Raw genomic sequence first — 21,368 nt, 5'->3', positions numbered from 1 at the left:
CACTTCGGGAATCTAGTTCACGAGCACCCAATATTGACAGTCCAGCCGTCGGGAGTAACCGACGAGAACAGGCCCCGTTAGGCGTACCGGTACGGCTTCTTAGGGGACTCTCGCCGAGGTAATTCGCATCAACCCTTTTCGCCGTCGCTGTCGTATCCGCTCCATGCCGAGTCAGGACCTGGCCGTCGCGCTGACGGACGTCCGGAAGACCTACCAGCGGGGTGAACCAGTCCACGCACTCGATGGTGTGACACTCGAGATTCCACGGGGGTCCTACACCGCGATCATGGGGCCGAGCGGGTCGGGAAAGTCCACGCTGATGAACCTCGTCGGATGCCTGGACACGCCGACGGCAGGCGACGTCGTCGTCGACGGCCAGGACGTCGGCCGGCTCTCGGGACGCGAGCGGACTCGTCTTCGAGGGACGGAAGTCGGCTTCGTCTTCCAGTCGTTCAATCTCATGCCCCGATTGACGGCCCTCGAGAACGTCGCCATGCCTCAGTTGTTCCAGGGCGTCGGGCGACGAGCGCGTCGCGACCGGGCCGAAGCGCTACTGGATCGGGTCGGCATCGCCGACCGGGCGGACCACCGGCCGAACGAACTCTCGGGCGGCCAGCGCCAGCGCGTCGCCCTCGCGAGAGCGCTCGTCAACGACCCGGCGCTCGTGCTGGCCGACGAACCCTCCGGCAACCTCGACACGGAGACGGAGGCCCAGGTCCTCGACCTCTTCGGGGAGTTCCACGCGGCCGGCACCACGATGGTCGTCGTGACCCACGAACCGCACGTCGCCGAACGCGCCGAACGGGTCGTCCACCTCCTCGACGGGAAGATCGAACGCATCGAAACCGGCGACGCTGCGAACCGAGTCCGGAGCCAGGATGACACACACCGGCCCGGGGACGGAACCGGGGCGGGTGGCGCGTCGTGAATCCGCTCGAATCGCTCCGTCTCGCGTGGCGCTCGATACGAGGCCACAAGCTCAGGTCGGGACTGACGGTCCTCGGTATCGTCATCGGTGTCGCAGCCGTGATCACGTTCGTCACGCTCGGCGCGAGTCTCCAGGCCGGCGTCATCGGCGAGATCAGCCCCGACGACCAGCGGAACCTCTACGGGTGGGCCGCGGACCCCGACACCGAGGGCGGGCCCGGCGCTGGCTCCCAGCCCGTTTTCAGCGCGCGCGACCTGAACGCGGTCGGCGAACTGCAGGACGTCGAAGCGGCGTACGGCTACGCGCCACTCCGAACCCAGGCGATCCGGTCCGGGGGCGAGCGGGTAGTCCTCGGCGACGGCGTCATCTCGACGGGGCCGTCGTACGTCCGCTCGGACAGCCTCGCTGAGGGCCGTCAGTTCGAGATGGGCGACCGAGAAGCCGTGCTGAACCCGGCTGCGGCCGGACAGTTCGAGGAGGAGATCCAGGTGGGCGACGAACTCACGCTGGTGCTGCTCGGCGGTCAGGAGACGCGCGTCGAAGTGGTCGGCATCACCGAGACGTCCGAGGGGATGAGTCCCTTCGAGGGCTTCGACCAGGCCCCGCGGCTGTACGTCCCGACCGATCCGTACTACAACGAGCAGATCGGGGCCGCCTCCGACGGCGATGTCGAAGACGCCGACGTCCGGTTCAACGCGATCGTCGTCGAGGCCGAGTCGGCCGACGACGCGGCGGTATCCCGCGCCCGTGACGCCGCGATCACGTATCTAGAGAGCGAGGAGTCGGACGCGAGCGAGTACCTCGACGAGGACCTCGAGATTTCGATGCAGACGAGCCGAGAGCTCCTCCAGCAGCTCCAGGACATCTTCGAACTCCTGCAGAACTTCATCGTCAGCATCGCCGCCATCTCCCTGCTGGTCGCCTCGATCGGGATCGCGAACATCATGCTCGTCTCGGTGACGGAGCGGACTCGCGAGATCGGGATCATGAAGGCCGTCGGCGCACAGAACCGCGACGTCCTCGGCCTCTTCCTCATGGAATCGGTCATCCTGGGACTGATCGGCGCCGTCTTCGGGACGGTGCTCGGGCTGGCGGCTGGTTACCTCGGCGCCTGGTACGTCGACCTGCCCCTGGTCTATCCAGTCGAGTACGTCGTCCTGGCGATCGCGGTCGGAATCGTCGTCGGGGTCGTCTCTGGCCTCTACCCGGCGTGGCGCGCTGCCCGAATCGACCCGATCGACGCCCTTCGGTACGAGTGAGACTCGCCGAATCCGATTCTCCCTCCGGTCGCAGACCTGGCCCGTTCTCACTGCGTCAGCGTATCGAGCACTTCCTGGCAGGCCGCCGGGACGCTCCGAGCGCGGGCCGTCGCGGTGACGTAGCGGCGAATCGGGTCGTCGAGTCGGGCCGGGCGGACGGTCCCGCGTAACCGGGCCAGCTCCTCGTCCGCTGCGACGATCTGCTGGGCTGCGTCGGCGAGGACCGGGCGAGCGAGCCCAGCCCGTGGGCTCTCGTCGAGCGCGGTCCGGACGGATTCGACGGCCTGGTCTCTCGCGTCGTGGACGTCGGCCGCCTCCTCGACGCCGAACTGCTCGCCGTCGTCGATCCGATCGCGGATTCGCTCGTAGGCCAGGAAGTCCGCGAGCCCCTCGGCACCCCGCAACACCGTACTCGCTGCACCCGGCTCGTCTCCGGCGTACCTGGCACTCGACTCTGCAGCGTCGCGGACACGGTAGCGAAGCCGCCACACCAGCTCGTGGTCGCCCTCGGTCGGCTCTGCGGGCAGGTCGGACCTCCGCCGCTGGAGTTCGTCGACCAGTGACTCTCCCGCCGTCGTAAGCGTCTCCTCGATAGACCCGGCGTCGGCGGGAAGCGACTCCCTGAACCGGTCGTACAGGTAGCGACCGTCGTCGACCCGTGCCCGGGCGTACTCGGTGTGTTCGCCCCACTCGGCGACCGTCAGCAGTTCGTCCGTGTTCACCGACCCGGAGGGATATCGGTTCTCGGCGACGAACGCGAGGTGTTGCTCGACCTCGGCGTGGAACAGGACGGCTTCGACCGGATCCTCGCCGAGATACGCGTGGTCGGAGCGGAGCGCGTTGGCGTCCTCAATCACCGCTTCGTGTTCGCTCTGGCGGGCTGTCTCGGTGGTGCCGTCTTCGACGAACCCCCAGCCGGCAGCAGCGAACCGGGCCTCCGAGCGAGCCCGCTGGAGCGAACGCATGGCTGTGAGCCGGCTCTGTGCGGTGCGGGCGTCCTGGATATATTCGGATGCGTCCTCGGCGGCCTCGATCAGCTGCTTCCGGACGTAGCCGTTGGGGACGTCGTCGGCGCCGAACGACATCGGGAGCGTCGCCAGCAGGTCCGTCGTGCGCTGGACTCGCTCGGCGAGTACCGTCCGTTCGATCTCGATCGGCATCGTCTCGACGACGACCGGCTGGGACTCGCCGTCGTCGGTGAGGTCCGGGAGTCGCGAGGACCGAATCTCCTCGTCGGACGATTCTCCGAACTCGTCGAGGCCGCTACAGCCAGCGAGCAGCGCGCCGCCAGCAGCCGCCAGCACGCCGCGCCGAGTCGCTGACGTCTCCCGCATCACTCGTCACCCCCGTCTGTCGACGCTTCCGGGGTCGGGGTCGTGGTACCGCTCTCCCGACCGCCCTCGGCTCCTCTCGGACCCGAACCGCCGCACTCGCCGCCGCCGCTGATCGACGAACCGGAGCCGGTCACGGACCCCTCGTCGAGTGCGACCGGCAGGCGGACGAGCCGCGACTCGTACGCGTGGCTATCGGTCGAGCAGCGCTCGTCGTACGACCGGAGGTTCCTGACGTAGTACGTCTGGACCTCGTCGGACCGCCACGTGATCCGACAGAGATCCAATCGGAAGCAAGACCGTACCTGATTCACCTCGAGATACAGTGTCTCGCTCTCGAAATCCGTCTCGGAGACGAACCGATCGACCGACTCGGCGTCGGCCTCAGCGGCGACTGTGAGTGCCTCAGCACTCGACGGCGAACCGATCACTTCGTTCCGGATTCCGATGACCCGGCGATCTCGGGCTGCATTCCAGTAGTTGTCGCCGGTTCCCTCAAGGTAGATCGGTGGAACGTCCGACTCGGACCGGAGGAGCACCGTCGGCGGATCCGTATCGGTAGTGTCGTTCGAGAAGTTCGACGCACCGTTCTCGGAGGCCGATCCGGAAGATCGTGTCTCACCGCCGGTAAACTGGCTACACCCTGCCAGACCGCCGGCGACGGCCGTCGCTACGTGGAGGAAGCGTCGTCGCGTGTTGGGGACCATCGATGCTAACCAACCTGTGAACACCTGGGGTATAGCCTTTGTGACTGCGTTGAACGGGTGGATTCAACACCGCCTTCTGAGAGACGGTATCCGGGTTCTGACGGGCGTGAGCGCCCGAGCCTACCGAGACGGACCCTGCCAACGGTACCAGCGCCTCACGATCTCGATCGTTATCACGGGGTAGCGCGAAACTCGCCGTGCTTCACGCCGAGCCAGAACGCGACGGCGGCGAAGACCGCCATCGACGGGAGGACCATCATCAGGACGGTCTGCAGCGTCATCACGCCGCTCGCGGCCAGGCCGGCGATCGAGAGGGCCACGATTGCGACCAGCAATCCGGCAGCTTTCGGGAGGTCGAACTCCATACGCCCGGGTTTGACCGCATCCCAGTAAGTCGTTCTGAAAGCGTCGTCAGTCCGCGCAGACGTATCTCTGCAGTGCTCATTCACCGCTGTTCTCGAGGTGGCGTCCAGCAGGTCCTGAAACGGTCGCCGTCCCATCGGGTCGGGAGGAACGTTCAGAGCGGTGGTCGGACCATTGGACGAAGGGTCCCAAAGGCCTATACAGTTCCCGCAGGTGGTTCTGCGAGTACATCACATGAACAGATTTTCCGGGAAGACGGCGCTCGTCACCGGCGCTGGGTCGGGTATCGGGCGGGCGTCTGCGCGTCGCTTCGCCGACGAGGGCGCCGACGTCGTCGTTGCCGACATCGTCGAAGAGACGGGGCGTGAAACGGTCGAACTCATCGAAGACGAAGGTGGCGAGGCGACCTTCGTGAACGTGGACGTCTCCGACCTGTCGTCGGTCGAACGCATGGTCGATCTGGCTGTCGAGACCTACGGGAGCCTGGACTTCGCCCACAACAACGCGGGGATCCTCACCGACTTCGTAGAGGTGACTGGCATCGAGGAGATACAGTGGGACAAACTCCTCGATATCAATCTGAAGGGGATCTGGGCGTGTATGAAGGCCGAACTCCCCGTCATGGAGGCTCAAGGAAGCGGCGCGATCGTGAACACCGCCTCGGAAGCCGGCCTCGTCGGGATGGGTGGGCTCTCCAGCTATTCGGCCAGCAAACACGGCGTCGTCGGACTGACGAAATCCGTCGCACTCGAGTACGCCGAGCGTGGCATCCGGGTCAACGCGATCGCACCCGGACCGACGAAGACGAACATCCAGTCCGGCCTGCTCGGCGGCATCGACGGGTCGTCCCTCCTGGACCGGGTCAAGATGGCCGTCAAGTTGATCCGGACCGCGATCCGGGCGGTTCGCGCCGATTTCGATACGTCCGCCATGCGCGACGTCCCGATGGACCGGATCGCTGAACCGGAGGAGATGGCCGGCGTCGTAGCGTTCCTCTGTTCATCAGATGCCTCCTACATCACTGGCCATACGATCCCCGTCGACGGCGGCCAGGCCGCCGATTGAGGCAGACGGATCGGACGACTGTTCCCTACCCTCGCTCACCGCCGTGGTCGGTCGTTCCGTTCGAGCTTCGAGCCGGATTCCGACCGCGATGCTCCCTCCGGCCGGTCGTCCATCAGCTGCGCCAATCGTCGCTCGAACTCCGCTTCGCTGATCTCCCCGTCCACGTACTGCTCTTTGAGCTGCCGTTTCCGGTCTTCGGTCGTCGGCTCGACCTTCCCGGAGACGTCGAACTTCCGTAGCAAGGGATACTGGCGTTCCAGCCATTCGACGAGCGAGACCAGGCGATCGTCGCGGGGCAGCGACGCGGTCCGAAGGACGGAGACGACGGTTCCAGCGAGAAACAGGATGGCGACCACTCCGAGGACGAGCGTGAGCACCACCCACTCGGCGGCGGCGCCGAGCACCGTCGCGAGGACGAACCCCTCGCCGGCTGGTACGCCGCCGGAGAGTGCAGCGAGTCCCTCGAGGAGCCCCAGTAGAGCGGTGGCCACCGCGAGAATGACGCTGACGACGAAGCCGCCGAAATAGAGCCAGTGACGAGATCCCATACGCGAGGTACGGTTCCGAGAACCCGTCAATCGTGCGGTACTACTCTCCGATGCGTCGACGCCTTACGCGTCACTTGGATGGGTCTTCGAGCGGTGTGGCCCGTACCTGCTCGGGTCCCTCGACGACAACCTCGTACCCGTGGAAATTGAACGTGACGCGGTCAGCAGCGGTCTCCGGGTCGTCGAACAGCGCCTCCAGTGCGTCCGGATCGATGACATCGTTCAACGGTGGAACGTCCAGCGGCTCGACGTTCTCTCGATTGGCGACTCGTTCTACGACCGCAACTGTGAGGGATTGCGTGGTTGACTGCCCCGAGTCCACCGATGTTCGCATAGCAGGAGACCTTGTGACACAATATCATAAACCCAACGAAATTCGGGTTCCGTTGTTAGGAAATATGAGTCACTCGTTAACACGCCGTATCAGGCATCGAGTATCGCACAGGAACCGGCGGTAAGCGTCCGCGGTGTCCTCACTCGTAGTAATCGATGCGCTCGTCGACCTCGGCGAACGCGACGCTGTCCCGGACGTCGGTGATCGTGATTCGGACCCGTTCACCCTTCTCGGTATCCGGCACGATCACGACGAAGCCGCGCTCGACTCGCGTGATGCCGTCACCCTGCTCGCCGATCCCCTCGATCTCGACCTGCCGGGACTCTCCTTCCTCCACCGGCGGGGCCTGCGAGTCACGCGACCTCGAGCTACCTTCGTCCGTCGATTCGGATGTCTTTCCCGGTGACCGCAGGAGCGCGACCTGGTACGTGGCGCCCTCGTCGACTCCGCCGAGTTCGAGTTCCGACTTCGGTATCTCGATCTGATACGAGCCGTCCCGCTCTTCGATCGTCCCGGAGAACAGACAGCGCAAGCGATCGGCGATTTCCATGAATGGGGTCCTCGTCCAAGGACGCGCGGGCTACGACGGCTTGAGTCTACCGGCCGACGTCGGTAGTCCCTGACAGCGCTATTCCAGAACCGACGATCCGTGCACCCCGATGTTAGACGATTCCTGTCCGAGGACGTCGTAGATCGTCGACGACCGGATCGCACCACCTCTATATCTCCTTCTCGACCTCGCGGATCCCTTCCTTGATCGAATCACGCTTGAAGTAGGCTGCCTCGACCGTGAAGACGGCCGCGGCGATGACGACGACGAGGTAGAACACGTGCGGGAGTCGCGTGAAGAGGAAGTACAGCAGCATCACGAAGAACGCCGCCGAGCCGACCATCCCGACGACCGGCGGGAGCGTCCTGATGTCGGTGCCGTCGCGGTTGGTGAACGCCAGGGCGCTGACCGTCCCGAAGACGACGATGAACGCCAGCGACGCGAACTCGACGACCGCCTCCAGGCTCCCGAGGACGGCGAAGGCGGCGGTGAAAAAGCCGATGACGAGCACCGTCCGCGTCGGCGCCGCGTCGTCGTCGGGGTCGCCCATCTCCGACGGGAGGATGTCGTCGTCGATGAGGTTCTTCGCGAAGATCGCCTCCGAGAACATCGTCGAATTGATCGCGCTGGCCGTGGAGACCAGCCCCGCGAGTCCGACTGCGAGCGCGAGCCACTGGTTGATCCGGAGGGCACCGTACAGCAGCGCCGCTTCTGGTTGCGCGGAGACGACCTCCGGAGGGAGGAGACTCGTGATGACGAAGCCGACGAGGATGTAGATCGCGGCGGCGATCGGGATGGAGATGAAGATTGCCTTCGCGAGCGTCTCCTGGGGGTCCTCGAACTGCTCTTGGTCGTAGAACAGGAGCTGCCAGCCCTCGAAGGAGACGAAGCCGACCGACGCCGCGATGATCGGCCCCGTCGCGAACTCCGAGAGCCCGAGCCGGAGGGCGCCCACCGAGAACCCGAACCAGAGGCCGACGAGGCCGAAGACGGCGATGATGCCCGCCTGCACGAAGACGAGGTACCGCTCGGTCGCCCCCGACGCCGACGCGCCGAGGACGTTCAGGCCGACGAACAGCGCGATGATCGCTACCGAGAGGAACGGGCGGAACGGCAGCCCCCAGACGTACTGGACGCCGAGCAGCATCTGCCCGTACGCGCCGAAGGCGTAGGCGTACATCGCCATCGTCCCGATGTAGCCGACGACCAGCGTCCAGCCGACCACGCCGGCGACGGTCCCGCGGCCGGTCAGCTCCTCGATGTAGGAGACCGACCCCCCGGCGGAGTCGGTTATCTCGTTGACCTTCACGTACGAGTACGCACAGCAGAGGACGACGACGGTCGCCAGGGAGTAGGCGAACCACGTCAGCACCCCGGCGGCCATCACGACGATCCCGATGGCGGCGTAGATGCCGCCGCCGACGATGCCGCCGACGCCCAATGCGACGCCCGTCGGGAGGCCGAACTCCTCGCTCATCGTCCCTCCACGCTGACCGCCCCGTCGGGACTCGTCACTCTCGGATTCAGCCCGGCGATGGGGTGCACGTCGAAGTGCTGGAGGTCCGACCGGTGGGCGAAGCTGTTCTTGAACGAGCAGATGGGCACGTAGACCTGGTCTTCGTTGAGCCGCGATATCGCCGCTTCGTAGTGCGACCGCCGCCGCTGACGATTCGTGGTCCGTCGGGCTTCGAGGAGGTGGTTCATCACCGTCTCCTCGTTGTAGAAGATCCCGTTGGTCCCGCCCTGGGCGTTCTCGTGGAAGACCGGATAGAGGAACGAGTCGGGGTCGCCGTTGCCGGCGACCTCACCGACGAACACCGCGTAGTCCCTGGCCGACCCACTGACGGAGCGTTCGAGGTACTGCTTCCAGCTGACCGCCTCGACGAGCGCGGACTGTCCGGCGTCGCGGAGGCCGGACGCCAGCGCGTGGGCCAGCTCCTTCCAGACCGGATGCTTCGAGGTCAGGATGGTGAGCTTGCCGACGGAGACGGGTGCCTCCTCGAAGCGCCGCTTCGCTTCCCGGGTGTCCTTCGGGGGGACGGCTGATGCCCACTCCTCGACCGGGAGGTCCCATCCCTCGGCGATTTCGCGCGGCAGCGTACTGTACTGCCGCGACCCGACGGGGGCGACGAACTGCTCGACGAGCTTCTCGACGTCGACGCAGCGGGCGATCCCCTCCCGGACAGCCCGCTCGACCGTCGGTCCGTCGTTGCAGTTGAACCCGAAGAAGAACGAGCGGAAGCCCGGTTCCTCGGCGACCGTCGTGTCCGTGATGGTGGTGATCTCCCGACGGTACCGTGGCGAGATCGGCTCGACGACGTCCGACTGCCCGGTGACGAGTCCCATTAGCTGGGTGATCGGCGACTCGACGTAGGCGAACGTCACCCGGTCGATGGCGGGCGCCGGCTCCCCCCAGTAGTTCTCCCAGCGAGCGAGCTGGGTCTTCTTCTCCTCGCTGAACGACCGGACGCGGTAGGGACCGGCGCCGATGGGATCGCGAGCGAACGCCTTCCGATCTGCCTCCCGGACGTCCTTCGGGACGATCGGGTTCGTCAGGGTGTGCTCGATGGCGGGATACGGCTGCTCGAGGCGGAAGCGGACGGTCCGATCGTCGACCGTCTCGACGGTCTCGACCGGGCTCACCGCCCACTGGCTCGCCGCGTCCTCCTTCTCTGGCGCCTCGAAGGTGTACTGCACGTCGGTCGCCGTGACCGGTTCGCCGTTCTGGAACCTGGCGTCCTCGTCGAGTTCGACGGTCACCCGGCGGCCGCCGTCGGCTACCGAAGGGGAGCCGGCCGCTATCTGCGGGACGACGTCCGTGCCGTCGCCGTACGTGTAGAGCCCGTCGAAGACGCGGGCGATCGCCTGCTGGGAGCCGACGTCCGTGGCGACGACGGGGTCCAGTTCCATCGGTGGACGGATCGTTCCGACGCGGAGTTCGCTCTCCGACGAACCCCCGGAGATCGTCGCGCAACCGGCGAGTGACGCCACGCCGGCTCCGAGGGCCGTCAGGACGGTTCGTCGATCGAGCCGGGGGTCTCCCTCGACCATTCGAAGATACCCGTCAATTGCTCCTGTGCGGACATAAATGTCAGCGTAGAAAGGAGATTTGGCCGGGTATCAGTTCCCTGGACAGTTGAACTCGGTTCCACGCCCGTCCAGCCTCGTGCGGCTATCTAATCGCTGCCTCGCCGCCGCCCTATCGCCGCGAGCACCGCTCCGACCAGCGTCGCCACGAACCCGAAGCCCGATTGCGACTCGGACTGGCGGTCCCCCCCGTCTGGTCCGGCTGACGTCTGGGGGGACGTCCGTTCAGAATCCGGGCCAGACGTTCCTCCTCCAGCCCCCGTTTGCGCTCCGAACTGGAAGCTCGCGACGACGCCAGCGTGGTCGGAGGGCCATATCTGGATCGTCTCTCCGCCTCGTTCGACCGGGATGCGCTCGTCTGGATCGACGCCGACGAGTTCGACGGCCGTGGGTTCGAGCGCGCCCCTGTAGAGGACGACGTCGATCCGCCTCGAGAGCGCGCCGACGTCGCTTCGGAGGTCGCTCCCGTAGCAGCACGTGTGGGACGGGGCATCTGATCGGTCCGTCTCCACCGCGTCGGCGAACTCCGTCCGAAGTAGGTCGTACGTGGCTGTCTGCCCGCCCGGTCCACTGTTGATATCGCCGGTGAGGATCACCGGTCGGTCCGCCGGGAGATGCCCGAGCAACTCCTCGGCCTGGGACTGCCGCGTGGTCCCGTCGAACGACTCGAGGTGCGTGGTTGCCACCGTCGCGGTCTCCCCGCCAGCGGATATCTCAGCGGTGGAATAGCCACGTCCGAGTTCGAGATCGGTCTCCCCCAGCGGAATCGGGACCGTGGCCTCGAAACGGTCGGCCGCCGAAGATTCGACGGTCACGTCCTTTCGAACGAGGATCGCCGTCCGGTCCGTGATCCGCACGTCGACGTCGCCGTCGTCCGTCGCCGCCGGCACCTCGATGTCGCTCGTCGTCGTCGAGGCAGCCACCTCGTACTCGAGGCCCCGTGCCGACAGTGCGGCCTGGAATTCCGACAGGAGGTCGACGAGTACGTCCGTCGCCCCCGGGTCGTGGTCGCCGTCGAACTCGCTGGGGCTGCGGGTCCGAATCCACGCCGCTTCCTGGAGTCCGAGGACGGCCGGTTCCGTCGCTCCGACCTCGGCCGCGAGGGCCTCCATCCGGGCCTCGTACGGATGGCGCCTGGCATCGGCGAGTAACTGCCCGGCGATCTCCCGGACGTCGTCGAGGTCCTCGGCGAGACCGAGGAGGAATAGGTCGACGCCGACGTAGAGGTTCCGGGTCGAGACTCGGAGGTCCTGTCCGTCTGCAGTTGCGATTGGTACGCTCCCCAGCGCGGCAGTCCCCGCGACGCCACCGAGGACCGTTCGACGGGTCGGCGTTGAAGTCACCCCACCAGGCCTGTCCATATTCGATCGACCGGAGGAACCGTGTTAAGTAATAGCAGCTTTCGACCTGAATAATATCTCCATAGACGAGTCGCTCTGGCCTGCGAGACTGGTGTGTGGGACGTTCAGGGACTCTAATTGCCGTATACAAGATGCGCGTTTCCTGCAACCGAGCGTTGCCGGGGCTGGTCGGTCGTGAAAAATCGTAATCGCTCCGCGCCGCCGAGTACCCCTACCCGGCCCGCCGCCGTGGTGGTCCACGGGACGGATTTCCTCGGCGCGGTTATCGCTATCGGGGTGGGAGTTTCGTATAAGCTTTCTGACCGACTCAGGACCACAAGTACGACTCGGTTCCAGGAAGACCTGGCCGGCCCGGTTTCGGTCGCTGACAGCGACTGGACCGCCCATCCATGGTCGGGCGGTCTCAGGTTCTCAGTGGCGAGGTGGACGAGTCAAATGTTAGAGACCCCCAGAAGTGACTCGGCGGGTATCCGAACCGAGAAACACTCGGATACTCAGTCGCCTATCTGGTGGAAGGTATCCGCTCCGCAGGTGCACTTCGCGACGCCGATCGGCCTTGCCGACCCGTCCGGGCCCACCTTCGCCGGGAACACATTCCCGCAGTAGCTGCACTCCGCGATTCCCCTCACCTCAGATTCCGTTTTCGACATACCAACGGATTTCGGGTACTTCGATATGGTGGTTCCCCCTATGATGTTAAGGGTGAAACCCGCTTTCGGAAGGATGGTCGACACGGACCGGTCGTTCATCACGACCGTTCGATTCTGCAGAGCGGGCGTTACGTGGGATACCACCAGTGGAGACGTTCTATCGGACCGCTGGTCGGAACGTGTGTGACTGTCCATCAATGGGACAGTACGATGGGACATGATAGTCAAACATTCAGAATATACGCCAATGGATAAGTGTATTTCAATCTATAGAGGATATAGAACTCTGCACGTTAGTCTATTCTAGGAATACTAGTTCATTTGTCCACAACGCTTTAGTAGCGATGGGTGGATGCTGCTACTACGATGAGCGTTCAAGACCCGGACGCGCCGTCCGTACCGACCACCGACTCGCCGAACGTCCCCCGCTGTGCCAGTTACATGGGTTGCCGTCACTGCGAAGAGGGGAACCTCGTCTACGATCACGAGGTCGAGGCGTCCCGCTGCAGCAGTTGTGGAGAACTCGACTGACGACCGCCGCTCGACGGCCGGACCCGGCCGTCCACTCGCAGTACCAATATAACATGACGGCGGATCATGCGAACCGACCGTCAGATGACCGTGCGGACGTCGATCGGTCGAACAGCGTGACCGACCGAACGGAGCGTCTCGGCGCTCGCGCGCTCGAGACAAACAATCCATGAATCCGCTCGAATACCCCGGCGACGAGATCGATAGAGACGTGTGGATATCAGTGGTTTCGAACCCGGTGCGTCGACAGATCATCGAGATACTACGGACAGCCGACCGTCCGGTATCGATCGCCGACCTGGCGATGCAGCTAGCCCAACAGCCGAACGACAACCGGGACGAGCCGGATTGGGAGCGAGCCCGGGAACTGCGCGTCACCCTTCACCACCGGCACCTCCCGAAGCTCGATTACGTCGGGCTGGTGGAGTTCGATTTCACGACGCGGACCGTAGCGCCGACTCAGACTGCGATAGATTCGGACGTGGAGCATGTAAAACCCGACTGCGAGTGCTGACTGTCCCGACGGGGCTCTTCGGGTCCCAGCTATGGGCTTTCGTCCCTCGATAGCGTCCCTGGACGTCCGTCACCGGTCCGTGCCCGTCACACCTCTCTCGATGCGGGCGGGGGCGGAAATCCGGCCTTACTGCGACCACGGCACGGGGGCTTTATTGATGTCACTCGCCTGTAGTGTGGTATGAGTCGACGAGTGGACACGTCGGACGGAGGGTTCTGGGCCGACACCGACGCGGAGGCCGCCCTCCAGCGGTTCAAGACGCTCGTCAACACCGTCGACGACGGGATCTACCAGCTCGATGCGGGAGGCCGGTTCGTCGCCGTCAACGACGTCATCGCCGAGATGACCGGCTACGGACGAGACGACCTCCTCGGAGAGCACGTCTCGATCCTCCTCGACGACGACCTCGTCGAACGTATCAGTCAAGCGATCTACCAGAGCCTCTCCACCGGGCAGGAACTCGACGAGACGTACGAACTCGACGCCCGGACGAGCGACGGCGATTCGATCCCCTGCGAACTCCAGGTGAGTCTCCTCTTCGACGGCGACACCTTCGACGGGACCGTCGGCATCGTCCGTGATATCTCGGACCGAGTACGGACCGAGCGGCGACTGGTCGAGCGCGAGGAACAACTCCAGCGCGAACGGGACCTGACCAGCCAGATACTCGAGACGAGCCCCGTCGGCATCCAGGTCCTCGACGCGGACGGCGACGTCACGCGGATGAACGAACGACTCCGGGAGATCCTCGAGATCTCCGACGACGAAGCGCGGTCGTACGACCCCTCCGACCGGACCGTCTACGACGAGACCGGCGCGGAACTCCCGCCGGATCGGCACCCCTTCGGGGAGACGCTCCGGACCGGCGAACCGGTGTACGACCGCACCCTTCAGGTCGAACTCCCGAGCGGCGACCGCCACTGGCTCTCGGTGAACGCGGCGCCGCTGCTCGACGACGAAGGCGACATCGACCGCGTCGTCACGACGGGCGAGGACGTCACCGAACTCAAGGAGCGCGAGCGTACCCTCGAGCGACGCCGGGACGAACTCGCGACGGAACTCGAGGAGATCTACGGTCGGATCAGGGACGGCGTCATCGCGCTCGACGAGGACTGGACGTTCACCCACCTCAACGAGAGCGCGGAATCGATACTCGACGTCAGCGACGAGGACCTCCTCGGCGAGGAGATCTGGAGCTTCTTCCCGGAACTCGTCGACACCGAGTTCGAACGACGGTACCGTCAGGCGATGGCGACCCAGGAGACGGTCTCGTTCGAGGCGTACTACGAACCGTACGACGCCTGGTTCGAAGAGCACGTCTACCCCTCGGAGACGGGGCTGTCCGTCTACTTCCGCGACGTCACCGAACACCGGGAGCGCGAACGGGAACTCGAGCGGTCCGAGCAGCGCTATCGGACGCTCGCGGAGTACTTCCCGAACGGCCTCGTGACGCTGTTCGACGACGACCTCGAGTATACGCTGGCGGCCGGGCTGGGGTTCGACCGCATCCCGGTCGAACCCGAGGACCTCGAGGGGAACCGGGTCGACGAGGTCTGGCCCGCGGAGACCTGGGCGGCCCTGGAGCCCGCGTTCCGGGCGGCCCTCGACGGAAGCGAGCGGACGGTCGAACTCTCCTACGCCGACCGGGAGTGGATCCTCCACGCCGTCCCGATCTCGGACGACGACGGGGACGTCTTCGCCGGGATGACGATGGCCCAGGACATCACCGAGCGGAAGGAGCGGGAACGCGACCTCGAGGAGACCGTCGAGGAGCTCGAAGCGTCCAACGCTCGCCTGGAGCGGTTCGCCTACGCCGCCTCCCACGATCTGCAGGAGCCCCTCCGCATGGTCTCGAGCTACCTCCAGTTGCTCGAACACCGCTGCGGGGACGCACTCGACGAGGAGGGCGGGGAGTACCTCGAGTTCGCCGTCGACGGCGCCGACCGGATGCGCGAGATGGTCGAGGGACTCCTCGCGTACTCCCGCGTCGAGACGCGGAGCGGCGACACCCGCCCGGTCGACCTCGATTCGGTGCTCACCGACGCGACCGACGTCCTCCAGATGCAGATCCAGCGCTCAGACGTCGAGATCACCAGCGAAGAGCTACCGCGGGTGCTGGGCGACGAGAACCAGTTGCTCCAGGTGCTGCAGAACCTGCTCGACAACGCGATCACCTACAGCGGCGACGACCCGCCGGAGATCCACGTCGCGGCGGAACGACGGGGCGAGGAGTGTGTCGTCTCGGTCAGCGACGACGGCATGGGTATCGACCCCGACGATCAGGACGACGTCTTCACCGTGTTCAACCGGTTGCACGGTGGCGACGAGTTCGACGGGACGGGGATCGGGCTGGCGCTCTGTGAACGCATCGTCGAGAACCACGGCGGCGAGATCTGGGTCGAATCCGAGCCAGGCGAGGGATCGACGTTCTCGTTCACGCTCCCGGCAGTCGACGATTGAGGGCGTCTCCCCCGATTTCCTGCCAATCGAGGCCCCTGGGAGGTCTCGGATGCCGATCGGAACAGGACGAACCTGGTATCTACTTCTAGATAAGTAGAACCGACTGGCCCAAACAGATTAGGGCGTGGTTCCTTGTCCCCCGGTGAGTATGCTCCAGTAGAGTAGCCATGTATGAGTAGACGTTCTTCTGCTGGTCAGGGCCGTGCCTACGACCTCCTCCTGGTCGAGTCACAGCCCGACGATATCGCCCCGTTCATCGACTCCTTCGAGGAGACCGACCGGACGAACGACGTCCACGTCGTCTCGGACGGCGACGAAGCCCTCGACTTCGTCCACCAGCGAGGCGAGTACGCCGCCGTCCCACAGCCGGACCTCATCCTCCTCGACCTCCACGTCGCGGGCCCGAGCGGCGAGGAGATCCTCGAGGAACTCGACGCCCAACCGGAACTCTCCCGGATCCCCGTCCTCGTCTTCACCTCCTCCGACGCCGACGAGGACGTCGCGAGATCGTACGAACTCAACGCCAACGCCTACCTGCACAAGCCGACCACCGAGGACGACTTCAGGCGACTCGCTCAGTCCATCGAGGACTTCTGGTTGGTACAGGTGCAGCTACCCCCGAAGTAGCGTTCAATCCGGGGACGCGGGCCCAGCGTCCGATTCCGCTATCGGTAACCTGAGCACGAGCCGGGTGCCGTCTGGATTCGCCGACTCGATAGCGAAGTCGCCGCCGGACGCGTCGAGGACCCAGCGAGCCAGCCAAAGACTCGTCCCGCTGCTGTGGTCGAGTTGCGTCTCGACGTCGTCCGTCTGCACCAACTGTTCTCGCTCGGGGATGCCGGGACCGTTGTCCTCGAGTACGATCTCCGCCACCGCACCCTCCTCCGTCCTGACCCGCCGGAGCGTCACTGCCAGGCGGCACTCGGCGTCGGGGCGCGGATTGTGGACGACCGCGTTCTCGCAGAGCTCCTCCAGTACGTTGCGGAACTCCGGGTACGTCCGGGCGGTGACCTCCTCCTGCCGAACGATGGTGACCTGCGCTTCAGGGTACTCCTCCCGGAAGCCGGCGATGACTTCAGTCACGAGTTCCGTCAGGTCCAGCGGCTTCGGGGATTCCTTCTCGAGGACGTTCCGGAAGTATCTGGCCCGCTCGACGATCACCATGAGCGATTCGGCGGCGGCCACGACGGCGAGGGCGTCGTCCTCGCGAATACCGTCCCCTTCTGTGGAACTGGCGTAACCGAGGATGATGTTGAGTTTGTTCCGGATGTCGTGCCGGAGGACGCGATCGACCACCGACAGGCGTTGGGAGACGTGCGTCGCGGTCCGTTCGTTCGCGGTCGCCCGCCGCAGCGCCGCCGTGCGTCGAAGGTCGTAGTTCGCCACGACCAGACCGAGCGCGGACCCGGCGATGGCCCAGTTCCTGATACTGAACCAGAGGTCGGGCGGGAGGGCGTCGCTGCCGAACGTTGCCGAGAACGAGACGTACAGCGCCAGCGCGAGCAGGAGTGCACCGCCGAGGTACCACATCGCGGCCCGGTCGAGCGCGGTCTTCGGAATCCCGCCAGAGCGGATCACGGACCCGAGCCAGAGTGCCGCGCCCGCGGCGAGGACCGACGGTATGAAGGCTGCTGCCGTCTCGGCGGGCGACTCGCTGAAGACGCCTGCGAACTGGAGGTGGTGGGCGAAGGAGAGGACGATTCCACCGCCGATGACGACGCCTCCGAGCCTGTAGCGTGTCGCCGGGTTCACCTCGAGTTCTTTCCGACCCCACGTTATCAACGTGGGCCCGAACTCAATCCGAGAACGACCCCTCGCCACTGGACGTATCGCGCGACGGCGATTCGATCGACCCCGCGCCGCCGGCTGTCCAGAATCGTGGGACTCTCGCCCGCCTTTTATACTCTCGTCGGCGGAAACGTGAGTGATGCTCTCGTACAACGATTCGGAGGCCGCGACGGAACTCGCCGAGCGCGCCCGGAAGCTGATGGACGAGGTCGTCATCCCGAAGGAGCGCGAACTCAAGGGCGGGATGGCCGTCTCCGACAGCACGATCAGGGAACTCCAGGAGGCCGCCCGCGACTACGGCGTGTACGCCCCGCAGATCGCCGAGGAGCACGGCGGCATGGGCTACGACTTCCGGGACGTCCTGCCGACGTTCGAGCAGGCCGGCCGCAGTACGCTCGGCGCGCCCGCGATGCGCGTCGACGCCCCCGACGAGGGGAACATGCACCTGCTGGAGCTGCACGGCACCGAACTCCAGAAGGAGCAGTACCTCGAACCGCTCGTCGAGGGGAAGATGGCCTCCGGCTTCTCGATGACCGAGCCGATGCAGGGCGGCGGCTCCGACCCGAAGATGCTGCAGACGACCGCCGAGAAGGACGGCGACGAGTGGGTGATCAACGGCCACAAGTGGTGGACGTCGAAGGGCATCCAGGCGGACGTCCTGCTCGTGTTCGCCCGCACAGACCAGGAGGCCCACCCCTACGCCGGCTGCTCGGTCTTCCTCGTCCCGAAGGACGCCGACGGCGTCGAGATCGTCCGCGACATCCCCCACGTCGGCAGCGACGTCCACGGCGTCGGCCACGCCGAGGTCAAGTACGACGACGTCCGCGTCCCCGAGGAGCACCTCCTCGGCGAGGAGGGCGAGGGCTTCGCGCACGTCCAGGAGCGACTCGGCCCCGCGCGGCTCACCCACTGCATGCGGTTCTCCGGGATGGCCGAGCGGTCCCTCGAGGTCGCGAAGGCCTACACCTTGGAGCGGGAGGCCTTCGGGACGAGACTCGCCGACAAGCAGGTGCCGCGCCACGAGATCGCCGACCAGCACATCCGGCTGGCCGCCGCGCGATCGCTCATCCGACAGGCCGCCGACGCGGTCGACGCCGGCGACGACGCGCGCGTCGAGGTGTCGATGGCGAAGGTGTTCACCGCGAACGTCACCCAGGAGGCCATCGACACCGCCCTGCAGTTCTGCGGCGGCAACGGCATCGGGAAGGACCTCCCGATCGGCGACTTCTACGAGAGCGTCCGGCAGTTCCGCATCGTCGACGGCGCCGACGAGGTCCACCGCCGCACCGTCGCCCGCGAGGCGTTCGCCGACGTCGACGAGTCGGAACTCGACCCCGTCGTGCGATTCGGCGAGTGACAGACCGACCCGCCCGTCCGACGCCGTCACGCAACCGTTAACGGCGTCAGCGTTCTAGTGCCGACGATGGCATCCGACGTCGAGACGTCGCTATCCGACGCCGAGCGGGAGCGTCTCGAGGCACTCCGGGCCGCAACCCGGCTCTCCGACCTGGTCGAACTCACGGACGCCGACGACGTGGAGGCGGCCTACTTCGCGGCGAAGGAGGAGTGGGCGACCCTCCGCGACCGCGAACTCCCGCCGGCGACGCCCTCCCAGGAGTTGCCCGGCGACGAGGTCCGATTCGACGGCCGCCGGTACGTCGTCCACGGCGTTACCCACGCCGACACCGACGCCGAACGCGAGTTCCTCAGAGAGCACGTCTCGCGGTTCGTCGACGACGGCCACGAGGTCTACTGCGAGCAGGGCGTCCGGCCGATGTACTTCGCCGACATGCCCGACGTCTGCGCGATGGACGACTACCGCTGGGCGCTCTTGCGGGCCGACGACCGCGACCCCGACTCGCCGCTGGCCCAGGCGGCCGCCGAGTTCGAGGGCCTCCGCGAGGACGTCGACGACGCCGCGAGCAAGTTCCGCGAGGCCGCGTTCTCGCTCATCCACTCCGGCGAGGACGTCTACGGCGAGGCGTTCGCCGAGGCCCTCGGCGACGTCGCCTCGTCGTTCCTCACCGACCACGAGGACGCAGCGACCGGCAAAGACTTCGAGGCGTTCGCCACCTCCCGGCGCGCCGCCGAGGACCCGACCCGCCTGGGCGAACTACAGCGGTACTACAAGACGACGTTCCTCCCACAGCCCGTCGAGCGGGAGTGGCTGCGCCGCCACGACCCCGACCTCGAGGCCGTCTCCCACGCCCGCAACGAGCGGATGGCCGACTACGTCGTCCACCACGCCGAGGACGTCGAGACGGTCCACCTCGTCGTCGGCGCCGCCCACCAGCCGGGCGTCCGCTACTACCTCGAGCGGCACCGCGACGGCCACCGCGACGTCTCCGGGTTCGAACTGGTCGAGTGACTCACGTCACGTCCTCGAGCAGCGGCACCAACCCTTCGAGAACCCGGTCGACAGTCTCTCCGGCGCCGAGTTCGTCGACCTCGACCGTCACGTCGGCCCGCGGCGGGTCGAACTCGTGCCAGACCACCCGGACGCCCCGCTCCGAGATCTGGTCCTCCCGCTCGCGGTTGCGCGCCAGGCAGGTCTCGAGGTCGGCCCGGAGGTAGACCACGAGAACCTCGTCGTCGAGCCGCTGGAACAGCGCCTGCCACTCCCGCCGGTAGAACGTCCCGTCGACGATCCAGTCGGCCCCGGAGTCGGCGACCCGCTCGAACATCCGGCGGTAGGTGTCGCGGCTGAAGTCGTCCGAGTGTAGTGCATCGAACGAGAGACCGCGGTCGGCCAGCCGCTCCCGGAGTGCCGTCGCGACGGTCGTCTTCCCGACGCCGGCCGGTCCGCAGACGAGCACCACGACCATCCGTCAGCCGGCGGCGAGCACCTCGTCGATCCGCTCCTCCAGCACCTCGATCTCCTGGTGGAGGTCCGCGGCCGCCTCGTCGTCCTCGGCCTCGGCGAGCCGGTCCTTCAGCCCTTCCAGCCTGGAGTGTTTCTCGCCCTCCTCGACGCCGGTCTTCTGGACGTACACCTGCTCGTCGACGTCGTAGACCGCGGACTCCACGAGGTCGGTCACCGACAGCACGACGTCGAGCTTGTCCTGGTCGATGCCGAGGACCCAGTCCTCCGGGATGCCCTCCGCCTCGAGGGCGTCGAGGATCTCCTCGGTCGGCTTGAGGCGCCGGCGCCTACGGCTGGTCCGCGTGACGGACCCGAACTGGCCGTGCAACCGCCCCTCGGGACCGATGCGGTCGAGCAGCAGGTCGCTCGTCGCGCGGCGGAACCGGTCGGCCTCGCGCTGGACGTCCGACAGCAGCACGTAGAGGTTCACGAGGTCCTCGCTGGACAGCGAATCGAGGTCCGCAACGTCGTAGCGCTCCAGCGCGTCGGCCAGCAGCAGCGCGTCGTCGTGGGCGCGCTCGGGCGTCGTCCGGACCTCCCACTCCGGGTGGCGGAACGGGCTCTCGCCGGCGACGCCGTCGTCGGAGGCCCGCAGCGTGTCCCCGTCCACGTCGAACTCCATCCCGAGGCTCAGCACGACCACGTACGGTTCGACTCCCGGCGGTAGCTCCGAGGCCGACAGCTCCTCGCCCTCCACGGCGAGGCGCTCGTAGAGCACCTCGAACTGGTCGCGCCAGAGGATGCGCTCCTCGTTGCGCTCGCGGAACTCGACGACGATGCGGTCGTCGGCCGACGACGTCACGACGAACGGCCGGTCGCTCGCCGGCGTCACGAGCACCGTCCCGGAATCGAGGTCCGTCGCCTCCGTCCGCAGGTCCCGCCAGACAGTCTCGAAGCTCATGCTCCACGTTTCGTCCGAGAGGCGGAAAAGCATAGTTCCGACAATGTTTCGACGGCTCGCGACCCCGGCCACGCGGCCTTCCGACGTCCGCTGCGTGCCGACACTCGCCGCGTGCCGACGCGCCTATG

Annotated in this window: 22 protein-coding genes; 9 read left to right on the top strand and 13 right to left on the bottom strand. The window is 66.2% G+C overall.

Features of this window, described 5'->3' with window-relative positions; all coding sequences use genetic code 11:
- Nucleotides 1-163 precede the first annotated feature (163 nt).
- Together HWV07_RS03770 and HWV07_RS03765 are read left to right on the top strand one after the other, a co-directional pair.
- Entirely contained in the window at nucleotides 164-928 is a 765-nt protein-coding gene (locus tag HWV07_RS03770; protein WP_178333016.1) for an ABC transporter ATP-binding protein, read from the top strand.
- A complete protein-coding gene (locus tag HWV07_RS03765; RefSeq protein ID WP_178333015.1) occupies nucleotides 925-2,187 on the top strand; it encodes an ABC transporter permease in 1,263 nt (420 codons plus the stop codon). Before HWV07_RS03770 ends, HWV07_RS03765 begins: the two co-directional genes overlap by 4 nt.
- A 47-nt stretch (nucleotides 2,188-2,234) precedes the next feature.
- Here HWV07_RS03765 and HWV07_RS03760 read toward each other — a convergent pair whose 3' ends face one another.
- The 3 genes from HWV07_RS03760 to HWV07_RS03750 form a co-directional block, all read right to left on the bottom strand.
- Complete coding sequence (locus HWV07_RS03760; RefSeq protein WP_178333014.1) at nucleotides 2,235-3,521, bottom strand: hypothetical protein; 1,287 nt, start codon at nucleotides 3,519-3,521, stop codon at nucleotides 2,235-2,237.
- Nucleotides 3,521-3,805, bottom strand: coding sequence for a hypothetical protein (locus HWV07_RS03755; protein WP_178333013.1), 285 nt, complete (start codon nucleotides 3,803-3,805; stop codon nucleotides 3,521-3,523). The genes HWV07_RS03760 and HWV07_RS03755 overlap by 1 nt, the downstream gene beginning before the upstream one ends.
- A gap of 593 nt (nucleotides 3,806-4,398) precedes the next feature.
- Nucleotides 4,399-4,590: a DUF7333 family protein gene (locus tag HWV07_RS03750; RefSeq protein WP_178333012.1), complete on the bottom strand. Its 192-nt coding sequence runs from the start codon at nucleotides 4,588-4,590 to the stop codon at nucleotides 4,399-4,401.
- Nucleotides 4,591-4,822: 232 nt separating this feature from the next.
- Here HWV07_RS03750 and HWV07_RS03745 point away from each other — a divergent pair, with 232 nt between their 5' ends.
- A complete protein-coding gene (locus HWV07_RS03745; protein WP_178335979.1) occupies nucleotides 4,823-5,653 on the top strand; it encodes an SDR family NAD(P)-dependent oxidoreductase in 831 nt (276 codons plus the stop codon).
- A 35-nt stretch (nucleotides 5,654-5,688) separates the two neighbouring features.
- Here the strand turns inward: HWV07_RS03745 and HWV07_RS03740 are convergent, their stop codons facing one another.
- The 7 genes from HWV07_RS03740 to HWV07_RS03710 form a co-directional block, all read right to left on the bottom strand.
- Entirely contained in the window at nucleotides 5,689-6,201 is a 513-nt protein-coding gene (locus HWV07_RS03740; RefSeq protein WP_178333011.1) for an SHOCT domain-containing protein, read from the bottom strand.
- A gap of 70 nt (nucleotides 6,202-6,271) precedes the next feature.
- On the bottom strand, nucleotides 6,272-6,535 hold the full coding sequence (locus HWV07_RS03735) for a HalOD1 output domain-containing protein (RefSeq protein WP_178333010.1): 264 nt from the start codon (nucleotides 6,533-6,535) through the stop codon (nucleotides 6,272-6,274).
- 139 nt (nucleotides 6,536-6,674) lie between these two features.
- The gene (locus HWV07_RS03730; protein ID WP_178333009.1) at nucleotides 6,675-7,085 is read right to left on the bottom strand and encodes a TRAM domain-containing protein; all 411 of its coding nucleotides are present in this window, start codon (nucleotides 7,083-7,085) and stop codon (nucleotides 6,675-6,677) included.
- Nucleotides 7,086-7,254: 169 nt separating this feature from the next.
- Nucleotides 7,255-8,562 carry an APC family permease gene (locus HWV07_RS03725; RefSeq protein WP_178333008.1) on the bottom strand — a complete coding sequence of 436 codons (1,308 nt, stop codon included), beginning with the start codon at nucleotides 8,560-8,562 and terminating at the stop codon, nucleotides 7,255-7,257.
- Nucleotides 8,559-9,995, bottom strand: coding sequence for an ABC transporter substrate-binding protein (locus HWV07_RS03720; RefSeq protein WP_211694212.1), 1,437 nt, complete (start codon nucleotides 9,993-9,995; stop codon nucleotides 8,559-8,561). Before HWV07_RS03720 ends, HWV07_RS03725 begins: the two co-directional genes overlap by 4 nt.
- A 266-nt stretch (nucleotides 9,996-10,261) precedes the next feature.
- Nucleotides 10,262-11,515 (bottom strand): endonuclease/exonuclease/phosphatase family protein, encoded by a 1,254-nt coding sequence (locus HWV07_RS03715; RefSeq protein ID WP_178333006.1) that lies wholly within the window; start codon nucleotides 11,513-11,515, stop codon nucleotides 10,262-10,264.
- Nucleotides 11,516-12,027: 512 nt separating this feature from the next.
- Nucleotides 12,028-12,282 (bottom strand): hypothetical protein, encoded by a 255-nt coding sequence (locus HWV07_RS03710; RefSeq protein WP_178332308.1) that lies wholly within the window; start codon nucleotides 12,280-12,282, stop codon nucleotides 12,028-12,030.
- Between the two features lie 267 nt (nucleotides 12,283-12,549).
- Between HWV07_RS03710 and HWV07_RS03705 the strand changes: the two genes are divergently transcribed.
- The 4 genes from HWV07_RS03705 (at nucleotide 12,550) to HWV07_RS03690 (ending at nucleotide 16,315) form a co-directional block, all read left to right on the top strand.
- Entirely contained in the window at nucleotides 12,550-12,714 is a 165-nt protein-coding gene (locus tag HWV07_RS03705; RefSeq protein WP_178333005.1) for a hypothetical protein, read from the top strand.
- Nucleotides 12,715-12,883: 169 nt separating this feature from the next.
- Nucleotides 12,884-13,228 carry a DUF7344 domain-containing protein gene (locus HWV07_RS03700; protein ID WP_178333004.1) on the top strand — a complete coding sequence of 115 codons (345 nt, stop codon included), beginning with the start codon at nucleotides 12,884-12,886 and terminating at the stop codon, nucleotides 13,226-13,228.
- A 180-nt stretch (nucleotides 13,229-13,408) separates the two neighbouring features.
- Nucleotides 13,409-15,688: a PAS domain-containing sensor histidine kinase gene (locus HWV07_RS03695; RefSeq protein WP_178333003.1), complete on the top strand. Its 2,280-nt coding sequence runs from the start codon at nucleotides 13,409-13,411 to the stop codon at nucleotides 15,686-15,688.
- Between the two features lie 171 nt (nucleotides 15,689-15,859).
- Nucleotides 15,860-16,315: a response regulator gene (locus HWV07_RS03690; RefSeq protein WP_178333002.1), complete on the top strand. Its 456-nt coding sequence runs from the start codon at nucleotides 15,860-15,862 to the stop codon at nucleotides 16,313-16,315.
- 3 nt (nucleotides 16,316-16,318) lie between these two features.
- Here the strand turns inward: HWV07_RS03690 and HWV07_RS03685 are convergent, their stop codons facing one another.
- Nucleotides 16,319-17,440 carry a sensor histidine kinase gene (locus tag HWV07_RS03685; protein WP_178333001.1) on the bottom strand — a complete coding sequence of 374 codons (1,122 nt, stop codon included), beginning with the start codon at nucleotides 17,438-17,440 and terminating at the stop codon, nucleotides 16,319-16,321.
- A 175-nt stretch (nucleotides 17,441-17,615) separates the two neighbouring features.
- On the opposite strand from HWV07_RS03685, the gene HWV07_RS03680 reads away from it, so the two are divergent.
- Complete coding sequence (locus tag HWV07_RS03680) at nucleotides 17,616-18,833, top strand: acyl-CoA dehydrogenase family protein (RefSeq protein ID WP_178333000.1); 1,218 nt, start codon at nucleotides 17,616-17,618, stop codon at nucleotides 18,831-18,833.
- A 66-nt stretch (nucleotides 18,834-18,899) separates the two neighbouring features.
- Nucleotides 18,900-19,844: a hypothetical protein gene (locus HWV07_RS03675; RefSeq protein WP_178332999.1), complete on the top strand. Its 945-nt coding sequence runs from the start codon at nucleotides 18,900-18,902 to the stop codon at nucleotides 19,842-19,844.
- A 1-nt stretch (nucleotide 19,845) separates the two neighbouring features.
- Here HWV07_RS03675 and HWV07_RS03670 read toward each other — a convergent pair whose 3' ends face one another.
- Together HWV07_RS03670 and HWV07_RS03665 are read right to left on the bottom strand one after the other, a co-directional pair.
- The gene (locus HWV07_RS03670; protein ID WP_178332998.1) at nucleotides 19,846-20,301 is read right to left on the bottom strand and encodes an AAA family ATPase; all 456 of its coding nucleotides are present in this window, start codon (nucleotides 20,299-20,301) and stop codon (nucleotides 19,846-19,848) included.
- Between the two features lie 3 nt (nucleotides 20,302-20,304).
- Nucleotides 20,305-21,240: a DUF7983 family protein gene (locus HWV07_RS03665; RefSeq protein WP_178332997.1), complete on the bottom strand. Its 936-nt coding sequence runs from the start codon at nucleotides 21,238-21,240 to the stop codon at nucleotides 20,305-20,307.
- Nucleotides 21,241-21,368: the final 128 nt, after the last annotated feature.

The organism is Natronomonas salina, assembly GCF_013391105.1.
Lineage (GTDB): Archaea > Halobacteriota > Halobacteria > Halobacteriales > Haloarculaceae > Natronomonas > Natronomonas salina.
Note: the sequence above shows the minus strand (reverse complement) of the source record. Positions and strands in the feature narration are given on the sequence as shown.

Coding starts and splice junctions, on each gene's coding strand:
- HWV07_RS03665 (WP_178332997.1), bottom strand. CDS start 21,240: ATGAGCTTCGAGACTGTCTGGCGGGACCTGCGGACGGAGGCGACGGAC.
- HWV07_RS03690 (WP_178333002.1), top strand. CDS start 15,860: ATGAGTAGACGTTCTTCTGCTGGTCAGGGCCGTGCCTACGACCTCCTC.
- HWV07_RS03720 (WP_211694212.1), bottom strand. CDS start 9,995: ATGGAACTGGACCCCGTCGTCGCCACGGACGTCGGCTCCCAGCAGGCG.
- HWV07_RS03675 (WP_178332999.1), top strand. CDS start 18,900: ATGGCATCCGACGTCGAGACGTCGCTATCCGACGCCGAGCGGGAGCGT.
- HWV07_RS03705 (WP_178333005.1), top strand. CDS start 12,550: ATGAGCGTTCAAGACCCGGACGCGCCGTCCGTACCGACCACCGACTCG.
- HWV07_RS03670 (WP_178332998.1), bottom strand. CDS start 20,301: ATGGTCGTGGTGCTCGTCTGCGGACCGGCCGGCGTCGGGAAGACGACC.
- HWV07_RS03760 (WP_178333014.1), bottom strand. CDS start 3,521: ATGCGGGAGACGTCAGCGACTCGGCGCGGCGTGCTGGCGGCTGCTGGC.
- HWV07_RS03680 (WP_178333000.1), top strand. CDS start 17,616: ATGCTCTCGTACAACGATTCGGAGGCCGCGACGGAACTCGCCGAGCGC.
- HWV07_RS03740 (WP_178333011.1), bottom strand. CDS start 6,201: ATGGGATCTCGTCACTGGCTCTATTTCGGCGGCTTCGTCGTCAGCGTC.
- HWV07_RS03730 (WP_178333009.1), bottom strand. CDS start 7,085: ATGGAAATCGCCGATCGCTTGCGCTGTCTGTTCTCCGGGACGATCGAA.
- HWV07_RS03725 (WP_178333008.1), bottom strand. CDS start 8,562: ATGAGCGAGGAGTTCGGCCTCCCGACGGGCGTCGCATTGGGCGTCGGC.
- HWV07_RS03710 (WP_178332308.1), bottom strand. CDS start 12,282: ATGAACGACCGGTCCGTGTCGACCATCCTTCCGAAAGCGGGTTTCACC.
- HWV07_RS03700 (WP_178333004.1), top strand. CDS start 12,884: ATGAATCCGCTCGAATACCCCGGCGACGAGATCGATAGAGACGTGTGG.
- HWV07_RS03770 (WP_178333016.1), top strand. CDS start 164: ATGCCGAGTCAGGACCTGGCCGTCGCGCTGACGGACGTCCGGAAGACC.
- HWV07_RS03750 (WP_178333012.1), bottom strand. CDS start 4,590: ATGGAGTTCGACCTCCCGAAAGCTGCCGGATTGCTGGTCGCAATCGTG.
- HWV07_RS03745 (WP_178335979.1), top strand. CDS start 4,823: ATGAACAGATTTTCCGGGAAGACGGCGCTCGTCACCGGCGCTGGGTCG.
- HWV07_RS03695 (WP_178333003.1), top strand. CDS start 13,409: ATGAGTCGACGAGTGGACACGTCGGACGGAGGGTTCTGGGCCGACACC.
- HWV07_RS03735 (WP_178333010.1), bottom strand. CDS start 6,535: ATGCGAACATCGGTGGACTCGGGGCAGTCAACCACGCAATCCCTCACA.